Below are 17184 nucleotides of genomic sequence, written 5' to 3' on the forward strand. Positions count from 1 at the left end.
TTGCTTTCTACTTATTCCTGCTATTCTTGCCGCTATGACTACCTCCTCCGCGCCCGTGCGGTGCCTGATTGTGGACGATGAACCCCTTGCCCACCAGGTGCTCACGCAGTTCATCGGCCAGACACCGGGGCTCACGCTCACGGGCAAGTGCCGCAACGCCATGGAAGCCTACGAGCATCTGGCCCAGCACCCCGTGGATTTGCTGTTTCTGGATATTGAAATGCCCCTGGTCACGGGCCTGAACTTCCTGAAAAGCCTGACGCACCCGCCCAAAACCGTACTCACCACGGCCTACCGCGAGTATGCCTACGAGGGCTACGAGCTGGACGTGCTGGATTACCTGCTCAAGCCCTTTAGCTACGAGCGGTTTATGAAGGCCATTGCCCGCCTGCCCGCCGCCCAGCCCCTGCCCCCCGCCGATGCTACTACCGAGAAATACCTGCTGGTGAAGGAGCGCCAGGGCCTGCTGAAAGTCCCGCACCGCGACATTGTGTACGTGGAGGGCTGCAAGGACTACGTGAAGATTGCCTCAACCACCAAAAGCTACCTGCTGCACCATACCATGAAGGAAATGGTGGAGGTGCTGGGCCCAGCGTTTCTGCGGGTGCACCGCTCCTTTATCGTGGCCGCCGCCCACATCCGCATGCTGCAGCCCGATAACGTGCTGCTGCTGGATAACACGCTTATCCCCATTGGCAACTCCTACCGCAGTGAGCTGCTGGCTTATTTCAGGAAATAACCTGTCTTTTACCAGCCTATTCCCCACGCCACCTTATCCCTACCGGGTATGCTACGTGCTTCCATCTCCTTCCTGGTGCTGCCTTTGCTATGGGCTGGCACGGCCACGGCCCAAACGGCACCAGCGGCCACCTTCAATAAAGCCAAGCTTGATAGCCTGCTCACAGTGCTGGATGCCAACCACAAGCTGGCGGGCAGCCTGCAGCTCACCCAAAACGGGCAGGTAGTGTACCGCCGCGCCATTGGCCCGGAGCAGCCCAATGTGCCTGCCACCACGGCCACGCGCTACCGCATCGGCAGCATCAGCAAAACCTTCACGGCTACTCTGATTATGCAGCTAGTGGAGGAAGGCAAGCTGAAGCTGAATGCGCCCATTGCTACCTGGTTTCCGGACCTGCCCAACGCCGCCAACATCACCGTGGATCAGCTGCTGCACCACCGCAGCGGGCTCGGCGACTTCACCCGGGACCCGGCGTATGGGCAGTACATGACGCATCCCAAAACCCAGGCCGAACTGCTGGCCATCATCAGGGCCCGGCCGGTTGAGTTTGAGCCCGGCGCCAAGTATGATTACAACAACTCCAACTATGTGCTGCTGGGCTACATCGTGGAGAAAGTAACCAAACAGTCCTACGCCCAAGCATTGCAGAAGCGCATTACGGCCAAGCTGGGGCTGAAAGACACCTACTACGGTGGCCGCCTTAATAGCCAGAAGCACGAAGCCGCTTCCTTTATGTGGAATGGTGCAACCTGGCAGCTGCAGCGGGAAACCGATATGAGCATTCCCGGCGGAGCGGGCGCCCTTACCTCCACCCCCGCCGACCTAACGCGCTTCATGGAAGGCCTGTTTGCGGGCAAGCTGGTGAAGCCGGCCACCCTGCAGCAAATGCAGCAAATGCAGGACGGCTACGGCGCAGGCATGCGCATTGTACCCTTTGGCAGCAAGCAAAGCTACGGGCACTTCGGCAGTATCGATGGGTACCGCTCGGCCCTCACCTACTTCCCCGCGGATAAGCTGACGCTGGCTTACTGCGGCAACGGCACCACTCCCGACTATACCCTCAGCGACCTGCTGGTTGGCACCCTGACCATCTATTTCAACCAGCCCTACCGCCTGCCCGATTTCCGCGCCCTGAAGCTTGAGGCAGCTGAGTTGAACGCCTTGGTGGGGAACTACGCCAGCACCCAGATGCCCCTCAAAATCAACGTAACGGCCAGCGGCACCACGCTCATGGCGCAGGCTACCGGCCAAGAAGCCTTTCCGCTCACGGCCAAGTCCAAAACCACGTTTGTGTACGATGCCGCGGGCCTCACCATGGAGTTTGACGCGGCGGCCCATACGTTTATGCTGCACCAAGGGACCAACCATTTTCTGTTCACCCGTCAGTAGCCTACCCATCAGCTCCGAACGCCAAACGGCCCTCACCCGAAAAATTCAGGTGAGGGCCGTTTGCTAGTTGCGGCAGCTGGCAGCAAGCTAGTTTTTCACTTTTACTTGTCCGTCGTCGGCGTCGCGCTTCACTTTGGTGCCGTTGGGGTACTCCACCTTCGTGTCGCCGTCTTTGTCAATCTTCACGGTTTTGCCGTTGGCGTACTCAATCTTGGTTTCGCCGTTTTTCTTCTTGTCGTACTTTACAATGGCCGGGCCGCGGCGGGCGGGCGTGGTTTCGCGGGTGGTAACTACCGTGGTGGCCGTATAGGGCGTGCCATCGTAGTAAGTGCCGCGGTTGGAAGCGTAGGTGTTGTATTGGGGCTCCGTCACGTAGGTTTTCACCTGGCGGTCGGTTTCATCGTTTACCTGGCGCAGGGCAGCATAGCGGCCGGTGGTATCGGTGGCGTAGCGGGTATTCACCTCGTTGAGGCGGCGGCCCCGGGTGTAGTAGGTGTTGGTTACCTGGGTTACGACCACGGTGTCGGTCAGCTTCAGGTCGTCGGCAATGCGGGCGGCCAGGCGGTCAGCTTCGGTGCGGTAGGCAGCCGTGTCGGTAGCCATAGTACCGTCGTTTACTACCACGGCCGTGTCGGCGGCGGGCGTAGTGGCGGCATCCACGGCGGCGGGCTTGTCCTGCGTGCAGGAGGCGACGGCCAGCGAGGCCGCAGCAGAGAGGAACAACAGAGACTTATTCATGGGAGGTTCGGGTGTGATGAAAGCCGCCGGCTGCATATAGGCGTACGGCTATAATTGGGGCTGATACGGTGGGGCTTGCGTGGGGGTTACGGCCCATCTTCCAGAAAAAGCCGCCGCGGCAGGCAACGGTTGCGGCCCGTGGCTCATCTACCCCGCTACAACGCTGTTACCTCCTTCACTCTTTTTCCCTGGTCTTATGAAAACGACTGTTTCTTTCGCTTTTGCCGTGGCTACCATGCTCAGTGGCAGCCTGATGAGCCCGGCTGCGGCCCAGCAGCTTCGCAATGTGAGCGGCTTTGAGCAGCTTAAGGCCAGTGGGGCCATTGATGTGGTGCTCACGCAGGGCCCGGCTACCCAGGTGAAGGTAGATGCCGAGCCCGGCGTACTGGAGCACGTGCGCACCGAGGTGCAGGGCAACACGCTGGTGCTGTACCGGGAAAATGGCTTGTCGTCACTGCTGTCCAACAAAAAGGTAACCGTGTACATCACCTGCCCCACCCTTACGCGGGTAGAAGTCAGCGGAGCCTCCGACGTAAAAAGCACCACCCCTTTCACGGCCGATACCTTCACCATCCGGGCCAGTGGGGCCTCCGACGTAACGCTGCACCTGAACGTGAAAAACCTGTCGGCCACGGCCAGCGGAGCCAGCGACCTGCGCCTGACCGGCCGCGCCGAGCAGCAGCAGGTACAGCTCAGCGGCAGCAGCGACTATAAAGGCTACGAGCTGCACAGCCGCCGGGCCAGCGTGCAGGCCAGCGGCGCTTCCGATGCCTACGTATCCGTGACGGAAACCCTGCAGAGCCGCGCCTCCGGCTCCAGCGACGTGCACTACAAAGGCAAGCCCCGCGTGAACTGATGCGCCGCGGGCACCCGCGTTAAAGAAAAGCCGCCCTCCGGACTCCGGTACTGCGGCCCCGCTACCGGGTGGCCGTAAGCGGGTACCTTTGCCGATCTATGACCGAGCACCGCCACTTTCTCCTCTACAAGCCCTTCGGCTACCTCAGCCAGTTCATGAGCAACAACGCCCGGGAGGCCCGCAAAAAGAAATTCCTGGGCGAGCTGCACGACTTTCCGGCCGATACGATGGCCGTGGGCCGGTTGGATGAGCATAGTGAGGGCCTGCTGCTGCTGACCACCGATGGCCGGGTAAGTGAGCGAATCCGCCGCAAGGACGTGGAGAAGGAATACTACGCCCAGGTTGATGGCCTACCCACCGACGAAGCCATTCGGCAGCTGCAGGAAGGCCTCGAAATTGCCCACCGCAGCGTGCTCTACCAGACGCTGCCGGCCCGGGTGCGCCGCCTGGAGCAAGCCCCCGACCTGCCGGCCCGGGGCCGCAAAATCCGCGACGATCGGCACGGGCCCACCAGCTGGGTCAGCATCATCGTGACGGAAGGCAAATTCCGGCAGGTGCGCAAGATGACGGCCGCCGCCGGCTACCCCACCCTGCGGCTGGTGCGGGTGCGGGTGGCCGATATCTGGCTGACGAATATGCAGCCCGGCGAAGTGCGCGAGGTGCCGGAACTGCTAGCCGTAGATGAAGCGGAGGAACCCGCTGAGGACGCAAACGGATAGCTGCCACGCAGGGGAACGGGCGTAAAACTCAACCAGGCTGCTACATTCGCCCGAGTCAACCCTTTCCTGCCTGTATGCCTTTCCGCCTCCTGCTGCTCTGGCTGACTGCCGGCTTGCTGTTTCTGTCGGCCTGCTCCTCGCCCGACGGCCCGCCCGCCGAGCCCGACTACCTCACCCGGATTCCGGACCCCAAAACGCTGGGCGAAACCTACGTCAGCAACCCCGACAGCCTGCTGGCCCCGGCCACGGTGCAGGACCTCAACGCCACCCTGCAGGCCCTCGACCAAAGCGGCCGGGCCCACATTGATGTGGTAGCCGTGCACAGTATTGGGGAGGAAGTTCCCAAAACCGCTGCCACGGCCCTGTTCAACCGCTGGAAAATTGGTGGCAAGGACCAGAACAACGGCCTGTTGCTACTGCTGGTGCTGGACCAGCGGCGGGTGGAAATGGAAACCGGCTACGGCCTTGAAGCCGACCTGCCCGACGTGACCTGCTTCCGCATTCAGCAGCAGTATATGGTACCCCTGCTGCGCCAGCAACGCTACGATGAAGCCGTGCGCCAGGGTGTGGCCGCCCTCATCCGCCAGCTCGGCTCCGGCTCCGCGGCCCCGGTTCCCTCCGACTCCGCCACTGCGCCCGCAGCCGCCCTGTCAACTGCTCCCGAGGCCACCCCGGAACCGGTAGCAGGGCATGAATACTACGAGAATAACGGATGGAGCGGCCCGGCAATAGTGGCCGCCTGGATTATGAGCGTACTCTGGGTAGGGACTACCCTTGCCCTGGCCCTGCAAAAGCCTGCTGTGCCGGCTCCGCGCTGGGTGCTGTGGCTCAGTCTGGGCATCGTGCCGACATACGTTGTCCTTGTTATACTCACCAACTGGCCTCTACCGGTGCTGGGTCTGCTGGCTCTTTGCTACGGCTTCCCGCTGCTGTACACTACCCTGTACCTGGGCCGGGTTAACCGGGAGCTGCGCACCGCGCATGCCGCCGCCACCCGGCATAAGCAGTACAGTTTTCTCCAGCAGGCCCACCACAACCTGGGCTTCACGGCCTGGCTGCTGCCACTGGGGCTATGGGCGTACTGGGCCCGCCACCGCCGCCGGCTGCAGCAGCTGCGCGAAGCACCCTACGCCTGCCCTCAGTGCACCACGCCCATGCACCGCCTCCAGGAGCAGGCCGATGACGAAAAGCTGGACCGGCACCAGGTAGCTGAGGAACACGTTGAATCCGTGGATTACGACGTGTGGCAGTGCCCCCGGTGCCAGCACCACTTCACGCTCGACTACCAGAACCTGAGCACCGAGGTGCTGCCCTGCCCCGAGTGCCACCACCGCACCCTCCAACCCCAAGCCGACCAGGTGATGCTGGCCGCCACTACCGCCTCGGAAGGCTGGGGCTGGCACGTGCACCGCTGCTACTTCTGCCACCACGAGCAGAAAGAGAAATACACCATCAGCCGCCTTGCAACCTCTTCCGGCAGTTCCTCCGGTGGGTCTTCTTCCTCCTCGGGCGGCTCCTGGTCCAGCAGCAGCGGGGGCTCCTCCGGGGGCGGCGGGGCCGGCAGCAGCTGGTAATGTCCGGCCAAGCCGCTAGTGGAAAACTCACGGTACAGCCACGGCAGCGCGGGCTGGTACCGGCCTTTCCGGTACCGGCCCGCGTGGTCTGCTGTTACGGGCGGGGCGGCCGGTATTCGTTTGCCGAAATTAAAAGGTACCTTTACGGGAGTGTTACCCCGGCCGGAGGGGCCTGCCCCGCGCTGGCTAACGTGCACCCTGTTTTCCGGCGAATACGCTGGGAGAGGTGGCCGCCCCCAGGGATTCTACGGCCCCGGCAAAGACGGTTGTTTTGCACTAGTACCCCGGTGGTTCTGCCGGTTGCGGCAGGCATTTCTTTCAGGAACTTTCTCTTTCCGGAGATTGTACTGAATTGCTACTCTTTTTTACCATTTCAAGGCCCTCTTCGCGCAGAATGGCCGATACCTTAAGACTTCATTACCACCTATGGGTAGATCACAAGCCACCTTCGGCAAGAGGGAAAACGAGAAGAAACGCCTGAAGAAACGTCAGGAAAAAGAGGAGAAGAAAGAAGAGCGTCAGGCCAATGCCAAGAAGGGCCAGGGCCTCGATGATATGCTGGCGTACGTGGACGAGTTCGGCAACATCAGCTCCACTCCTCCGGACCCGAACCGCAAGAAGCAGGAAATCAAGCTGGAAGATATTCAGCTGGGTGCCGCCCGCGTGGTAGAGTCGGATGAGGATCCGGTACGCACCGGCACCGTTACGTTCTTCAACGAATCGAAGGGCTACGGCTTCATCAAGGATAAAGTAACCGGCGAGAGCATTTTCGTGCACGTAAACCAGGTGCAGGCATCGTCTCCGCTCAAGGAAAACGACAAGGTAACCTTCGAGGTGGAAATGGGGCAGAAAGGCCCCAGCGCGGTAGGGGTAAAACTAGCCGCCGCCGTATAGCCCAACCCATACGCTTCGTATACGCAAAGCGCCAGCTACTCCCGCAGTAGATGGCGCTTTTTTGTTGGCCGGCATAGCAGCCACGGTTAGCATAGCGCCCAAATCCGTAAGTTGCGGGCTAGTACGTTACGCTACGTTATCCATGCCGGCTGTATCCGTCCGGGCCCTGTGGTGGGCCTTGCTGCTTGTTCTTGTATCCGCTACCGCCCGGGCCCAGACCAGCCCCGCCGCCGCGGCCGACCTCGACGCTTTCTACGACCAGCTAAACGCCTACCGCACCGCCCGCTACCAGCCCCTGCCCGAACTGGAGGCGCTGCAGCTGCCCTCCACCTTCTCGGGGGCCGATGTGGCGGCCCTGCGTCTGCGGGAGCGGCATATTGTGCGGGTGGATTTGGTGTACACCGCCTTCCGGCTCAACCCCACTTTCAACCAGCGCCAGCTCAACCTCGGCCGCATCCGCAACCTGGCCGCTGCCGTGCCGGGGCTGTTGCAGGATGAGTCGGTGACGTGGACGCTGGTGGAGCAGACCGGCTGCAACAGCCCCGCCGAGTGCCAGCCGTTTTTCCACGGGTTTGTGGTATACGTGGCCCGGCACGCCACCGCCGCCACCAGCCGCGCCGACCTCGACAGCCTCACCCGCAAGCTACGCGTGCTGGAAAAGAAGCACCCCAAAGCCGGCAAAAAGGCCCCGGGCAAGAAGGTGGCCTGCAACCTGCCCGGCTCCCGCTTCACCAACCGCCAGATGGCCCGCAGCCTGCGCCGCCTATACAAGTGCCCCGAGCGCGAGGCCCAGTTGGTGAAGTTTCAGCTGACGGTGGACGCCCGCGGCACCGTGCAGAAGGTGAAGGTGCTGCCCACCGCCCGGCCCGTGTGCGTGGCCGAGCTGGAAGACGCCATCCGGCAAAGCGTGGCCTTCACCACCGGCTTCCCCATTGATAGGAAGATATTTCCGTTTCTGGCTACCGGGGCCATCCGGCTGCCCATTGGGCCGCTACAGCTGCTGGGCCCGGCCGATATGGGCTTCACCCACTTTGCCCTGCCCGACTCGGCGGCCCGGCTGTACCGGGTGTTTCTGAAGCACAAGAACAGGCAGCACAAGGAGGACTACTGCGAGGCGCGCATCACCAAGAAAGGCGAACTGCTGGCCGCCGCCGATACCGCCGCCCCCGAGCTGGCCCTGCCGCCCGATGCAGGCGTGGTGAGCCGGGTGCTGCAGCGCCACCCCGAGTGGAGCAAGGAAGTGGTGGTGACGGACGTAACCGGCAGCATGTTTCCCTACACCTACGATTTGCTGGCCTGGCTGCAGCTCAGCGCCCTCGAAGACGAGAAAACCTTTGTGTTCTTCAACGACGGCAACGACCAGCCCGACAAAGACAAGCGCCTGGGCAAAACCGGCGGCCTCTACCACGTGCGCACCGACAGCTACGAGGCCATCAAAAACAAGCTCATTGAAACCATGAAGGCCGGCGGCGGCGGCGACGCGCCCGAAAACGACGCCGAAGCCCTGCTCTACGCCCAGCAGCTGGCCGCCGCCCCCGACTCGGCCGAGCTTATCCTCATTGCCGACAACTACACCTTCCCCCGCGACGCCCGGCTGCTCAAAAACACCACCGCCCACGTGCGCATCATCCTCTGCGGCGTGCACGACTACATCAACCCCAAGTACCTCGCCCTGGCCCGCCAGCACGGCTTCTCCCTCCACACCATCGAGGCTGACCTCCTGGACCTGAGCAAGCTACTGGAAGGCGAAACCATCACCATCCAGGGCCAGCAGTATCAGGTGACGAAGGAGGGGTTTAAATTGGTGCGGAAGACGTGAGCTAATTCTCTATGCTATTTCCCCACCCTTTCTGGTTATCAACTTGCCATGGCCGCCTAGCTCCTGTTGTATCTGGAAGATGGTTGTAAGTAGAGTAGGCGCGGGAGGATAATCGACGACCGGTGTGGGTGATAAGAAACTTCTCTGAGCCGCGTACTGCTTCCAGCCACTTATCATTTTCCCGCACAGGATTCAGGGCATCATATTGAATCGGTACAAGTATATTTCCCCGCCGGTCAATGATTCCCCATTTGCCGCCGCGCCACACCATATGCTCGGTTTCACCCGGGAACAGCGGTTCGAGGTGACTACCTTGCCCAACAATGCTGTATCCATGGTTAAAAGGATAAGCAATGGTAAATAGGGCCGGTATTTTTATCTGGCCCTTTGAATTGGCAAAACCGACCAGACTATTATCGTTGGTGTAGCGCATCAGACCATTTTGCACATAATCCGGTCCATTATCGAAGTAAAATGCGCGCACAGTTCGTTGACCCCAGGCATTTACCAGCCATGGTAGCCCACGCCGAGTAGAATCTAGCGCTTCAATCAGTTGTTTTCGGGGTAAGGTCTTCGGGCTACCAGGTTCTGGGGTTTCGTATGTGCTCCTATAAGGTCCACCTACTATACGACCAGTCTGGCGGTCTTGGAAGTAGTATCTGCCCTCCTTATTTTCTACCATCAGTGGACGAGCGGGGCGGCAAGCTATAAATCCAACAATTGCCAAATAGCTAATCAGGGTTCGATACATCCAGTGTATAAGTTAGTTGGCGAACTAACGCCTATATAATGCCTTTCTTGTTCTACAGCCTCTTAACAAAAATGGTCAGAGCCGCTTAATAGCAACTCTGACCATTTTTTGCGCCATTAAAAGCAGGAATTACATGTGAATCGCCCGGTTCTCCGTAGCCGCTAGGCACGCTTCCTTCATGGCTTCGGCGTAGGTGGGGTGGGCGTGGCTCATGCGGGCTACGTCCTCGGCGGAGGCGCGGAACTCCATGGCCGTTACGGCTTCGGCAATGAGGTCGGCAATGCGGGGGCCAATCATGTGCACGCCCAGGATTTCGTCGGTTTCCTTGTCGGCCAGCACTTTCACGAAGCCGTCGAGGTCCATGGAGGCGCGGGCGCGGCCCGAGGCGCGGAACGGGAACGAGCCGGTTTTGTAGGCCTTGCCCTGCTCCTTCAGCTGCTCCTCGGTGTAGCCTACGCCGGCCACTTCGGGCCAGGTGTACACCACGCCAGGGATGAGCAGGTAGTTGATGTGCGGCTTCTGGCCGGCAATGGTTTCGGCCACAAACACGCCTTCTTCCTCGGCCTTGTGGGCCAGCATCGCGCCGCGCACCACGTCGCCGATGGCGTAGATGCCGGGCACGGAGGTTTGCAGGTGCTCATCCACCTTAATGCGGCCGCGCTCCTCCATCTGTACGCCGGCGGCTTCCAGATTCAGGCCCGCGGTGTAGGGCGCGCGGCCCACGGCCACCAGGCAGTAGTCGCCCTCGAACTTCACTTCCTCGCCCTTGGGGTTGGTGGCGGTTACGGTCACGGCGTCGCCCTCGCGGGTAGCGCCGGTTACCTTGTGGCTCAGGAAGAACTCGATGCCGATTTTGCCCAGGATGCGCTTGAGCTCTTTGCCCAGGCCGCGGTCCATGGTCGGAATCAGCGAGTCCATGAACTCCACCACCGACACTTTCGCGCCGAGGCGGGCGTACACCGACGCCATTTCCAGCCCGATAACACCGCCGCCAATCACAATCATGTGCTTGGGCACCTCGCGGATGTTCAGGGCCTCGGTGCTGGTGATGATGCGCTGCTTGTCTTGCTGGATAAAGGGCAGCACGGTGGGCTTGGAGCCAGTAGCAATGATGACGTTCTTCGTCTCAATCTGTTGGGCCTCACCGCCTTCGCGGGGGGCAATGCTGATGTGGTTTTTATCCACGAACGAACCGATGCCTTTGAGGACGTCGATTTTGTTCTTCTTCATCAGGAACTGGATACCGTCGGTATTGGCCTTCACCACCCCGTTTTTCCGGTCGATGAGCTGGTTCATGTTGATATGCAGGTCGCTCAGCTCAATGCCGTGCTCCTTGAAGGTGTGCGCGGCGTTGTGGTAGTGCTCCGTCGAGTCGAGCAGGGCCTTGCTGGGAATGCAGCCCACATTCAGGCAGGTGCCGCCCAGGGTGTCGTATTTCTCGATGAGGGCCGTTTTGAGGCCGAGCTGGGCGCAGCGGATGGCCGCCACATAGCCGCCGGGGCCGGAGCCGATAACGGTAACGTCGTATTGGTTCATGCGAAGGTGAATTCGGTGGAAATCAACTGAGCGCGAAGGTACGGACAGGGAAGTTGGGAAGCCGGGAAATTGTGCAGTTGTGTTGGCTGGACATCCATATGGGTTGAAGGCGCACATTTTCAACCACGTTGCGAACAAGAGCTATGAGCTAGTTCCCCTCCTTGGAAAATGTCGCGAATCAAGCGAGTGTGGGCTAGGGGTGGTTGATCTTGCATGAGAACGTCAACTAAAAACTAGTTTTAAAAACCGTGCAACGAGTATCAACCACCCCTAGCCCACACTCGCTTGATTCGCGACATTTTCCAAGGAGGGGAACTAGCTCTAGTTCGCAACCCAGATTACCTATTCTCCTATCCACATTCCCTCACATACCAAAACGGCTCCCCTGCCGGCCGGGGCCAGCGGGGAGCCGTTACAACGACAGAGTAACGCCGCGGGAGCTACAGTTACGGGCCGGCAGCTCCGGGAATCAGAACCGGGTTAGCGCCGGCTCTTTCTGTCTGGGTTTCCGAGGAGCCGAAGCCCTGAGGAAAGAGCGAAGCGCCGCCTCACTTCCGGGCCGCCCGAACGGCTCCCCTACAGCTACCCAGGCGGCGTTGCAGCAGCACTTCGCGTTAGGCCGCGCGCAGAGCCGGCGCCGTTTCCAGCTGCTCGGCCAGCGTGCGAAGAATATCCCGCGCCAGCGCCAGGTTGGTGGTACGCGCATCTACTACCAGGGCAATCAGCTGTTCGCCGGTGCGCGTGAGGCGCAGCAGGTGCAGCTGGCTGGAAAGCGTAATCAATACGTCCTCCATCTGCTCATTGGGCAGGCCCAGGGCCGCCAGCGCCTGGTGCTTGCGCTGCACCAGCCCCACCTGAAACCGGGCCGCGGCCGGCAGATCCAGCCCGGCGCTGGCGGAGTGCGCCGCCAGGCTGTTGCCCGAGGCCATATCAATTACCGCTACTGCCAGGGCCAGCGGCAGCTCCGCCCGGAATTGGTTGATCAGCTCCGCGGCCTGCCGGGCCAGCACCTGCCGGCGCTTGTGCAGGGCGGGCTGCCGGGTAGCTTTCTTACGATACGACTTTGGTTTCACGCGGGGAGCTAAGCAGATATACTATGCCGCTGGCAGCGGCGTCGGATTTTCAGGCTACGTGCGAAAACGAGTAGCCGGGCTTTCCTGCTGAACATGAGTTGCGCCAACGGCACAACCAACGAAGCCCGGCTATGCGTTTCGACAGCCGTAATATGAGGCGGGCTTATGGCAGCCGGACGCCCTTTAGAACTGCCACCAGTGGCGCTTGGCCGCTTTGGCGCGGGGCTGCAGCGTAACGTCGGCGTGGCCGGTGCTTTTCACGCCCAGCTCGGCTTCCTGGTAGCCGGCGTAGCCGTATTGCAGCGCCGTGGTACCGGCCGGCACCTGCAGGGCGTATTCGCCCTGGGCATTGGTAGAGGTGCCGCGGTAGGTGCCGGGCTGCAGCACGGTGGCACCCACCAGGGGCTTGCCGTTCTCATCCAGAATGCGGCCCCGAACCGTGAGCATGGCGCGGGAGCTGCTGGCCTCGGTGCTGACCAGGGCGTTGGCTTCGCTGATGGTGCCGGCGTCAGCTCGGTGGGCGTACCATCGGTTACGGGAGTGCGCTCGGAGGGCAGGCGGGTACCGGCAAACACCATCGTGCCCACCAGCACGGCCGAGGCCACCAGGCTGGTAGCCCGGCGGCGGAAGCGCACGGGCTCCGTCCGGATGTAAAGCAGCTGCTTCTGCACCCAGGTGGGGGCCGTGTGCGGCTCTTCGGCGGCGCGCAGGTGCTCCCAGCGCGTGAGGGTTTCGTGGGCCTTGTCGGCGTCGCGGTGCAGGTAGGCCTCCACGGCTTTGGCGGAAGCTTTGCTCAGGTCGCCCCGCAGGTAAGCGTCGCGGTACACCGGCAGCAGCTCGCCGGTAGTGGGGTTGAAGGGAGAAGCAGTAAGTTTCATTGCAAGCAGTTGGGTATAAGGGTTAAAAGAAGAAATAACTGCCTGAGAACGGGTGCCACCGCTACTCCATTCATGTTTCGCAGGTGCGCATCACCTCCCGGGCAATGCCTAAGTTGGTATCACGGCAATCCACGGCCACGTACAGAAAGCGCTGGCCATCGGGGAGCAGGCGCAGCAGGTGCAGCTGGGTCCGCAGGGTAATCAGCAGCTCGGTGAGCTGCTCCTCGGGGGGCAGGTGCAGGGCCTGCATGGCCTGCCGCTGCTGCCGGATTACCTCGGCATTGAACCCAATGATTTTGGCCGGGTTGAACTCCCGCGCCGTGGTATAGGACGCCAGCAGCTGACCGGAGGCAATGTCGCCCACGGCTGCCGCCAGCAGCTCCGGTAACCCGTGCAGCACATGCTGCAGCTGCTGCTCGGCGGCCGCACGGGCCGAGCCGGCCGGCCCCGCGCCCACAATCTTGTTGACGGTGGGCCCGGTGAGCGTCTGGAGTTGCGTCAGAAAAGGAATCTGCATGGGGAAGGCCACCAAAAGCGTTGCGTACCAGCCGCTCGCTCCCGGCCTGGCCGGTGTGGTAAGCCAGCGTGCTGGCTACTTGCGCACAAGGGCCCGGCTTTGCCGGGGCAGCCACCAGGGGGGTAGGCTGCCCCGGCCACGAGAGCCGCAGCCGCTTCCTTAGTTCAGAGCGGGCGCGTGGCTGCGCAATACCTCCCGGGCAATGGCCAGGTTGGTATCGCGCGAGTTCACCACCAGGTAAATGAACTTGTTGTTCTCCGTGAGCTTCAGCAGGTGAATCTGGTTGGAGAGAGTAATGAGGATGTCCTCAATTACTTCGCCCTGCAGTTTAAGCGCCTGCATGGCCTTCTGCTTCTGCTTTACCACCTCGGTGTTGTAAGCCGCCGCCGTATCGGGGTTGATGCTGGGCGAGTTGGTGTGCGAGGCCAGGCTCATGCCGGAGGTAGTATCCACCACGGCCACGGCCACCAGGCCGGGCAGGTCGTTGATGATTTCTTGTACTACTTTACCGGCGGCGTTGTTTGTAGAGTAAGCCATGATAACGGGAGGGGGAGTTGAAATGTGTGGAAGTGAAGAGTCAGCCTGTGCGGGCGGCCAGGTAGCCTCCTGAATCCGGCGGGTCCACGCGTTGACCCGACGCACTCATTTTGGCAATTTACCCGACAGCCTATAAGACAGCTACCTGATGAAACATCAGCCTAACCGCCTGAACACGTCTAACTTGCTCAACAAAATTCCCACGTTCACGCCGGCTATGAAATGATTATCATCAACCAGAAAAATGATTGTAATTAAATTTTTCTCGCCAATACCAAGCTGGGAAACCATTATGGGATACCTATAGTACTATTTCAACAAGCTTACGCACAATCCTGTAGAAAGTCAAATCCCCGGGCAGCTAAGGCCACCCGGGGATACACGCTCTACCAGCCCCAGCTAGTTACAGGATTGTACTATTTCAATCGTACATCTTGGCTAATCCGCTGATTTTTTCCCGGTCCAGCACGATGATGCGGCTGCCCTGGGTCAGCACCAGCCCTTCGTCGCGGAACTCGGAGAGCAGGCGGCTGGCGGTTTCCTTGGTGGTGCCGGTGAGGGCCGCCAGGTCGTCGCGGGATACGGGCATGCTGAACGGCTCATCGGTGGCGGGACGAAAGGCCTGCTCCAGTAGCAGCAAAGCCTCCGCCAGCCGCTCGCGCACGGGCTTATAGGCCGCATGCAGCAGGCGCTCCTCCGCCTCGCCAAGGTTGCGGGCCATCAGGCGCAACAGGGAATGAGAAAACTGGGGGTTTTGCTCCAGGAGACTAAAAAAGTCGGGGCGCGGAATCAGACACACAACGCAGTCGGTGAGGGCCGTGGCGGCGGTAGTGCAGAACTGGCCCATCATCAGGGAGCGGTAGCACAGCACGTCCCCTTCCCGGGCCAGCCGGATAATCTGCTCCTTGCCGTCGGCGCTGAGCTTGGAAATCTTCACCTTGCCCTGGTACACGCAATACAGCCCCAGGGCGCGGCTACCCTGCTGAAAAATCACCTGCCCTTTACGATACGACTGATGCATCTTGCCACCGGCTATCAACGACAGCTCGGCGTGCTGGCAGGTACCCAGCAAGGAGCGCTCTACGTGCGGACAGGCCTGACAAGAGAGTGGAACAGTAGGAGCTACCATACGCGCTTTATTCTCGGCGGGGAAGGCACCGGCTGCGGACGCCAACACCCGCTCTCTTCATAAAAAATACTATTCATACAACCTTCCCTAACCCGAATCTGCTACCCGGCATTTGCCGCATGAGAAACAAGAACCTACCACCGAGTCGGTTACAATACGCTACACACGGCCAAATTTACACTTTTACCAGGCAATTAATTCCATTATCACACTTCTGCTATATAAAAATGCGTCCTTCCATTTTCCCAAAAACGGAAGGACGCATAACAAAATAAGTCAATTTGCCTTACAACTATTCCAGTAGCGTTCCTACGTAGTAATTTTCGGTATCTACCTCCAGATTCTCGCGCTTCAAATTGGGAACAGCCAGCGGCTGAAAAGAAGTGGAAACCGGAACTAACTGGTAAGTACCGCCCCGAACCCGGACCCGAACAGGCAGGGCGAAGTCGGCCTCATTGGCAATCCAGCGGGCTTGGGCCGGACCTTCCTTGGGAAAGCGCACCTCCAGGATGGGCAGCCCGGAGTGGCGCAGGTACTGGTTGAACACGGGCGTGAGGTGCTGGCCCAGCTGCTGGTTGAAGTAGCCCACTACCTGCTCGGTGGTAATGGTTTGGTGGAAGAATTCCTTGTTGAGCCCCCGCAGCAGCGCCCGCCACCGGGCATCGTCGGGCACGTAGGCCGTGCGGATCATATTGAGCAGGCTGCTGCCCTTGTCGTACATATCCGAGGAGCCCTCCCGGTTGACGCCGTAAGTGCCGATGATGGGCGCATCGTTGCGGATGTTGCGGCGCTGCCCGTGGATGTACTGCTGGCCGGCTTCCTTACCAAACTGGCTTTCCACGAACAGCGCTTCCGAGTACGTGGTAAACGACTCATGAATCCACATATCGGCAATATCCTGGCTGGTGAGGCTGTTGCCAAACCACTCGTGCCCGCTCTCGTGGATGATGATGAAGTCCCACTTATCCCCCCAGCCCGTGCCCGACCGGTCGCGGCCCAGGTAGCCATTCTGGTATTTGTTGCCGTAGGCCACGGCGCTCTGGTGCTCCATGCCCAGGTGGGGGGCATCTACCAGCTTGTAGCCATCCTTATAGAAAGGGTACGGCCCGAACCAGCTTTCCAGGCTTTTGAGCATGGGCGGCACGTTGGCGGCAAACTGGGCTTTGGCCTTGGCTACGTTTTCGGGCAGCACCCAGTAATCGAGGCTCAGCGGGCCACTCTCGCCAGCGTAGGTACCGCCACTCAGGTGCTGGTAGTTGCCCACGTTCAGGGCCACATCGTAGTTGTTGATGGGGTTGCTCACAAACCAATCGAAGCGGGTGCCGCCCTTCACGGCCGTGGTGCGGCGCAGGCGGCCGTTAGATACATCCTTGAGGCCCTTGGGCACGGTTACGCTGATGAGCATGGAGTCCACCTCATCGGCCTGCTGGTCTTTGCAGGGCCACCAGATGCTGGCGCCCACACCCTGGCAGGCCGAGGCCACCCAGGGCTTGCCCTGGGCATCCTGAGTGTACACCAGCCCGCCGTCCCAGGGAGCCTGCTTGGCCTCGGTGGGCTGCCCGCTGTAGAATACGGTGAAGGCCGCCCGGCTACCTGTAGTAATAGGAGCAGGAAAGGTGACAAATACGGCGTTGGCCTCCCGGGTGAAGGGCAGCGGCTTACCCTGGTACTCTACCTTATCCACCTGCAGGTTGGCAAACAGATCGAACTGCAGGCGGCTGAAATCCTGGGTGGCCGTGAAGCGGAACTCGTTGGAACCGCTCAGGGCTTTGCGGGCCGGATCCACGCGCACATCGAGGTGGTAGTAGGTGAGGTCGTAGCAGGTACGCAGCGCCGACTGGTAGCCCCGCAGCGAATCGGCGCGGGTATAAGCGGCTTTGGGTTGCAGCAGCTGAGCCTGGGCACTGGTGAGCAGGCTGGCAAAAATCAGACTTAGAAAAACACGCACGATAACACGCTGGTTGGGTACAGAGGCAAAGAACGGTAGCCCGCACAAAACGCTGCATTGGTGGTGGATTTTGGGCGGAGTGCCTGT

At 60.8% G+C, this 17184-nt stretch carries 16 protein-coding genes; 7 read left to right on the forward strand and 9 right to left on the reverse strand.

The genetic code is table 11. The annotated features are described in order from the left end of the window. Nucleotides 1–34 precede the first annotated feature (34 nt). Entirely contained in the window at nt 35–739 is a 705-nt protein-coding gene (locus ACN19L_RS10545) for a LytR/AlgR family response regulator transcription factor (RefSeq protein WP_426493442.1), read from the forward strand. Between the two features lie 48 nt (nt 740–787). Next, nucleotides 788–2128 carry a serine hydrolase domain-containing protein gene (locus tag ACN19L_RS10550; protein ID WP_426493443.1) on the forward strand — a complete coding sequence of 447 codons (1341 nt, stop codon included), beginning with the start codon at nt 788–790 and terminating at the stop codon, nt 2126–2128. 87 nt (nt 2129–2215) lie between these two features. On the opposite strand, the gene ACN19L_RS10555 is transcribed toward ACN19L_RS10550, so the two are convergent. Continuing rightward, nucleotides 2216–2866, reverse strand: coding sequence for a T-complex 10 C-terminal domain-containing protein (locus tag ACN19L_RS10555; RefSeq protein ID WP_426493444.1), 651 nt, complete (start codon nt 2864–2866; stop codon nt 2216–2218). Between the two features lie 196 nt (nt 2867–3062). On the opposite strand from ACN19L_RS10555, the gene ACN19L_RS10560 reads away from it, so the two are divergent. The 5 genes from ACN19L_RS10560 (at nt 3063) to ACN19L_RS10580 (ending at nt 8728) form a co-directional block, all read left to right on the forward strand. After that, nucleotides 3063–3722, forward strand: a complete 660-nt coding sequence (locus tag ACN19L_RS10560) for a head GIN domain-containing protein (protein WP_426493445.1) — start codon at nt 3063–3065, stop codon at nt 3720–3722. 98 nt (nt 3723–3820) lie between these two features. Beyond that, nucleotides 3821–4441 (forward strand): pseudouridine synthase, encoded by a 621-nt coding sequence (locus tag ACN19L_RS10565; RefSeq protein ID WP_426493446.1) that lies wholly within the window; start codon nt 3821–3823, stop codon nt 4439–4441. A gap of 74 nt (nt 4442–4515) precedes the next feature. Beyond that, a complete protein-coding gene (locus ACN19L_RS10570; RefSeq protein ID WP_426493447.1) occupies nt 4516–6015 on the forward strand; it encodes a TPM domain-containing protein in 1500 nt (499 codons plus the stop codon). Nucleotides 6016–6441: 426 nt separating this feature from the next. Further along, nucleotides 6442–6909, forward strand: a complete 468-nt coding sequence (locus ACN19L_RS10575; protein WP_426493448.1) for a cold-shock protein — start codon at nt 6442–6444, stop codon at nt 6907–6909. A 142-nt stretch (nt 6910–7051) separates the two neighbouring features. Continuing rightward, on the forward strand, nt 7052–8728 hold the full coding sequence (locus ACN19L_RS10580) for a hypothetical protein (protein WP_426493449.1): 1677 nt from the start codon (nt 7052–7054) through the stop codon (nt 8726–8728). A 1-nt stretch (nt 8729) separates the two neighbouring features. Here ACN19L_RS10580 and ACN19L_RS10585 read toward each other — a convergent pair whose 3' ends face one another. The 8 genes from ACN19L_RS10585 to ACN19L_RS10620 all read right to left on the reverse strand — a co-directional run bounded on the left by ACN19L_RS10585 (nt 8730) and on the right by ACN19L_RS10620 (nt 17097). Beyond that, nucleotides 8730–9212 carry a WG repeat-containing protein gene (locus ACN19L_RS10585; RefSeq protein ID WP_426493450.1) on the reverse strand — a complete coding sequence of 161 codons (483 nt, stop codon included), beginning with the start codon at nt 9210–9212 and terminating at the stop codon, nt 8730–8732. A gap of 396 nt (nt 9213–9608) precedes the next feature. Further along, on the reverse strand, nt 9609–11015 hold the full coding sequence (lpdA, locus tag ACN19L_RS10590; protein WP_426493451.1) for a dihydrolipoyl dehydrogenase: 1407 nt from the start codon (nt 11013–11015) through the stop codon (nt 9609–9611). A gap of 614 nt (nt 11016–11629) precedes the next feature. Continuing rightward, nucleotides 11630–12088, reverse strand: a complete 459-nt coding sequence (locus tag ACN19L_RS10595; RefSeq protein WP_426493452.1) for a hypothetical protein — start codon at nt 12086–12088, stop codon at nt 11630–11632. Between the two features lie 183 nt (nt 12089–12271). Beyond that, nucleotides 12272–12535: a carboxypeptidase-like regulatory domain-containing protein gene (locus ACN19L_RS10600; RefSeq protein ID WP_426493453.1), complete on the reverse strand. Its 264-nt coding sequence runs from the start codon at nt 12533–12535 to the stop codon at nt 12272–12274. A 501-nt stretch (nt 12536–13036) separates the two neighbouring features. Further along, nucleotides 13037–13483 (reverse strand): hypothetical protein, encoded by a 447-nt coding sequence (locus tag ACN19L_RS10605; protein ID WP_426493454.1) that lies wholly within the window; start codon nt 13481–13483, stop codon nt 13037–13039. Between the two features lie 159 nt (nt 13484–13642). Next, nucleotides 13643–14020 (reverse strand): hypothetical protein, encoded by a 378-nt coding sequence (locus ACN19L_RS10610; RefSeq protein ID WP_426493455.1) that lies wholly within the window; start codon nt 14018–14020, stop codon nt 13643–13645. A 421-nt stretch (nt 14021–14441) separates the two neighbouring features. Beyond that, nucleotides 14442–15149: a Crp/Fnr family transcriptional regulator gene (locus ACN19L_RS10615; RefSeq protein WP_426493456.1), complete on the reverse strand. Its 708-nt coding sequence runs from the start codon at nt 15147–15149 to the stop codon at nt 14442–14444. 292 nt (nt 15150–15441) lie between these two features. Then, a complete protein-coding gene (locus ACN19L_RS10620) occupies nt 15442–17097 on the reverse strand; it encodes a M1 family metallopeptidase (protein ID WP_426493457.1) in 1656 nt (551 codons plus the stop codon). Nucleotides 17098–17184: the final 87 nt, after the last annotated feature.

Source organism: Hymenobacter sp. 102 (genome assembly GCF_049949205.1).
Lineage (GTDB): Bacteria > Bacteroidota > Bacteroidia > Cytophagales > Hymenobacteraceae > Hymenobacter.

What these genes read in the sequence shown, in the direction of transcription:
- ACN19L_RS10545 (WP_426493442.1), top strand. Translation starts at nt 35, where the DNA reads ATGACTACCTCCTCCGCGCCCGTGCGGTGCCTGATTGTGGACGATGAA.
- ACN19L_RS10550 (WP_426493443.1), top strand. Translation starts at nt 788, where the DNA reads ATGCTACGTGCTTCCATCTCCTTCCTGGTGCTGCCTTTGCTATGGGCT.
- ACN19L_RS10555 (WP_426493444.1), bottom strand. Translation starts at nt 2,866, where the DNA reads ATGAATAAGTCTCTGTTGTTCCTCTCTGCTGCGGCCTCGCTGGCCGTC.
- ACN19L_RS10560 (WP_426493445.1), top strand. Translation starts at nt 3,063, where the DNA reads ATGAAAACGACTGTTTCTTTCGCTTTTGCCGTGGCTACCATGCTCAGT.
- ACN19L_RS10565 (WP_426493446.1), top strand. Translation starts at nt 3,821, where the DNA reads ATGACCGAGCACCGCCACTTTCTCCTCTACAAGCCCTTCGGCTACCTC.
- ACN19L_RS10570 (WP_426493447.1), top strand. Translation starts at nt 4,516, where the DNA reads ATGCCTTTCCGCCTCCTGCTGCTCTGGCTGACTGCCGGCTTGCTGTTT.
- ACN19L_RS10575 (WP_426493448.1), top strand. Translation starts at nt 6,442, where the DNA reads ATGGGTAGATCACAAGCCACCTTCGGCAAGAGGGAAAACGAGAAGAAA.
- ACN19L_RS10580 (WP_426493449.1), top strand. Translation starts at nt 7,052, where the DNA reads ATGCCGGCTGTATCCGTCCGGGCCCTGTGGTGGGCCTTGCTGCTTGTT.
- lpdA (WP_426493451.1), bottom strand. Translation starts at nt 11,015, where the DNA reads ATGAACCAATACGACGTTACCGTTATCGGCTCCGGCCCCGGCGGCTAT.
- ACN19L_RS10600 (WP_426493453.1), bottom strand. Translation starts at nt 12,535, where the DNA reads ATGCTCACGGTTCGGGGCCGCATTCTGGATGAGAACGGCAAGCCCCTG.
- ACN19L_RS10605 (WP_426493454.1), bottom strand. Translation starts at nt 13,483, where the DNA reads ATGCAGATTCCTTTTCTGACGCAACTCCAGACGCTCACCGGGCCCACC.
- ACN19L_RS10610 (WP_426493455.1), bottom strand. Translation starts at nt 14,020, where the DNA reads ATGGCTTACTCTACAAACAACGCCGCCGGTAAAGTAGTACAAGAAATC.
- ACN19L_RS10615 (WP_426493456.1), bottom strand. Translation starts at nt 15,149, where the DNA reads ATGGTAGCTCCTACTGTTCCACTCTCTTGTCAGGCCTGTCCGCACGTA.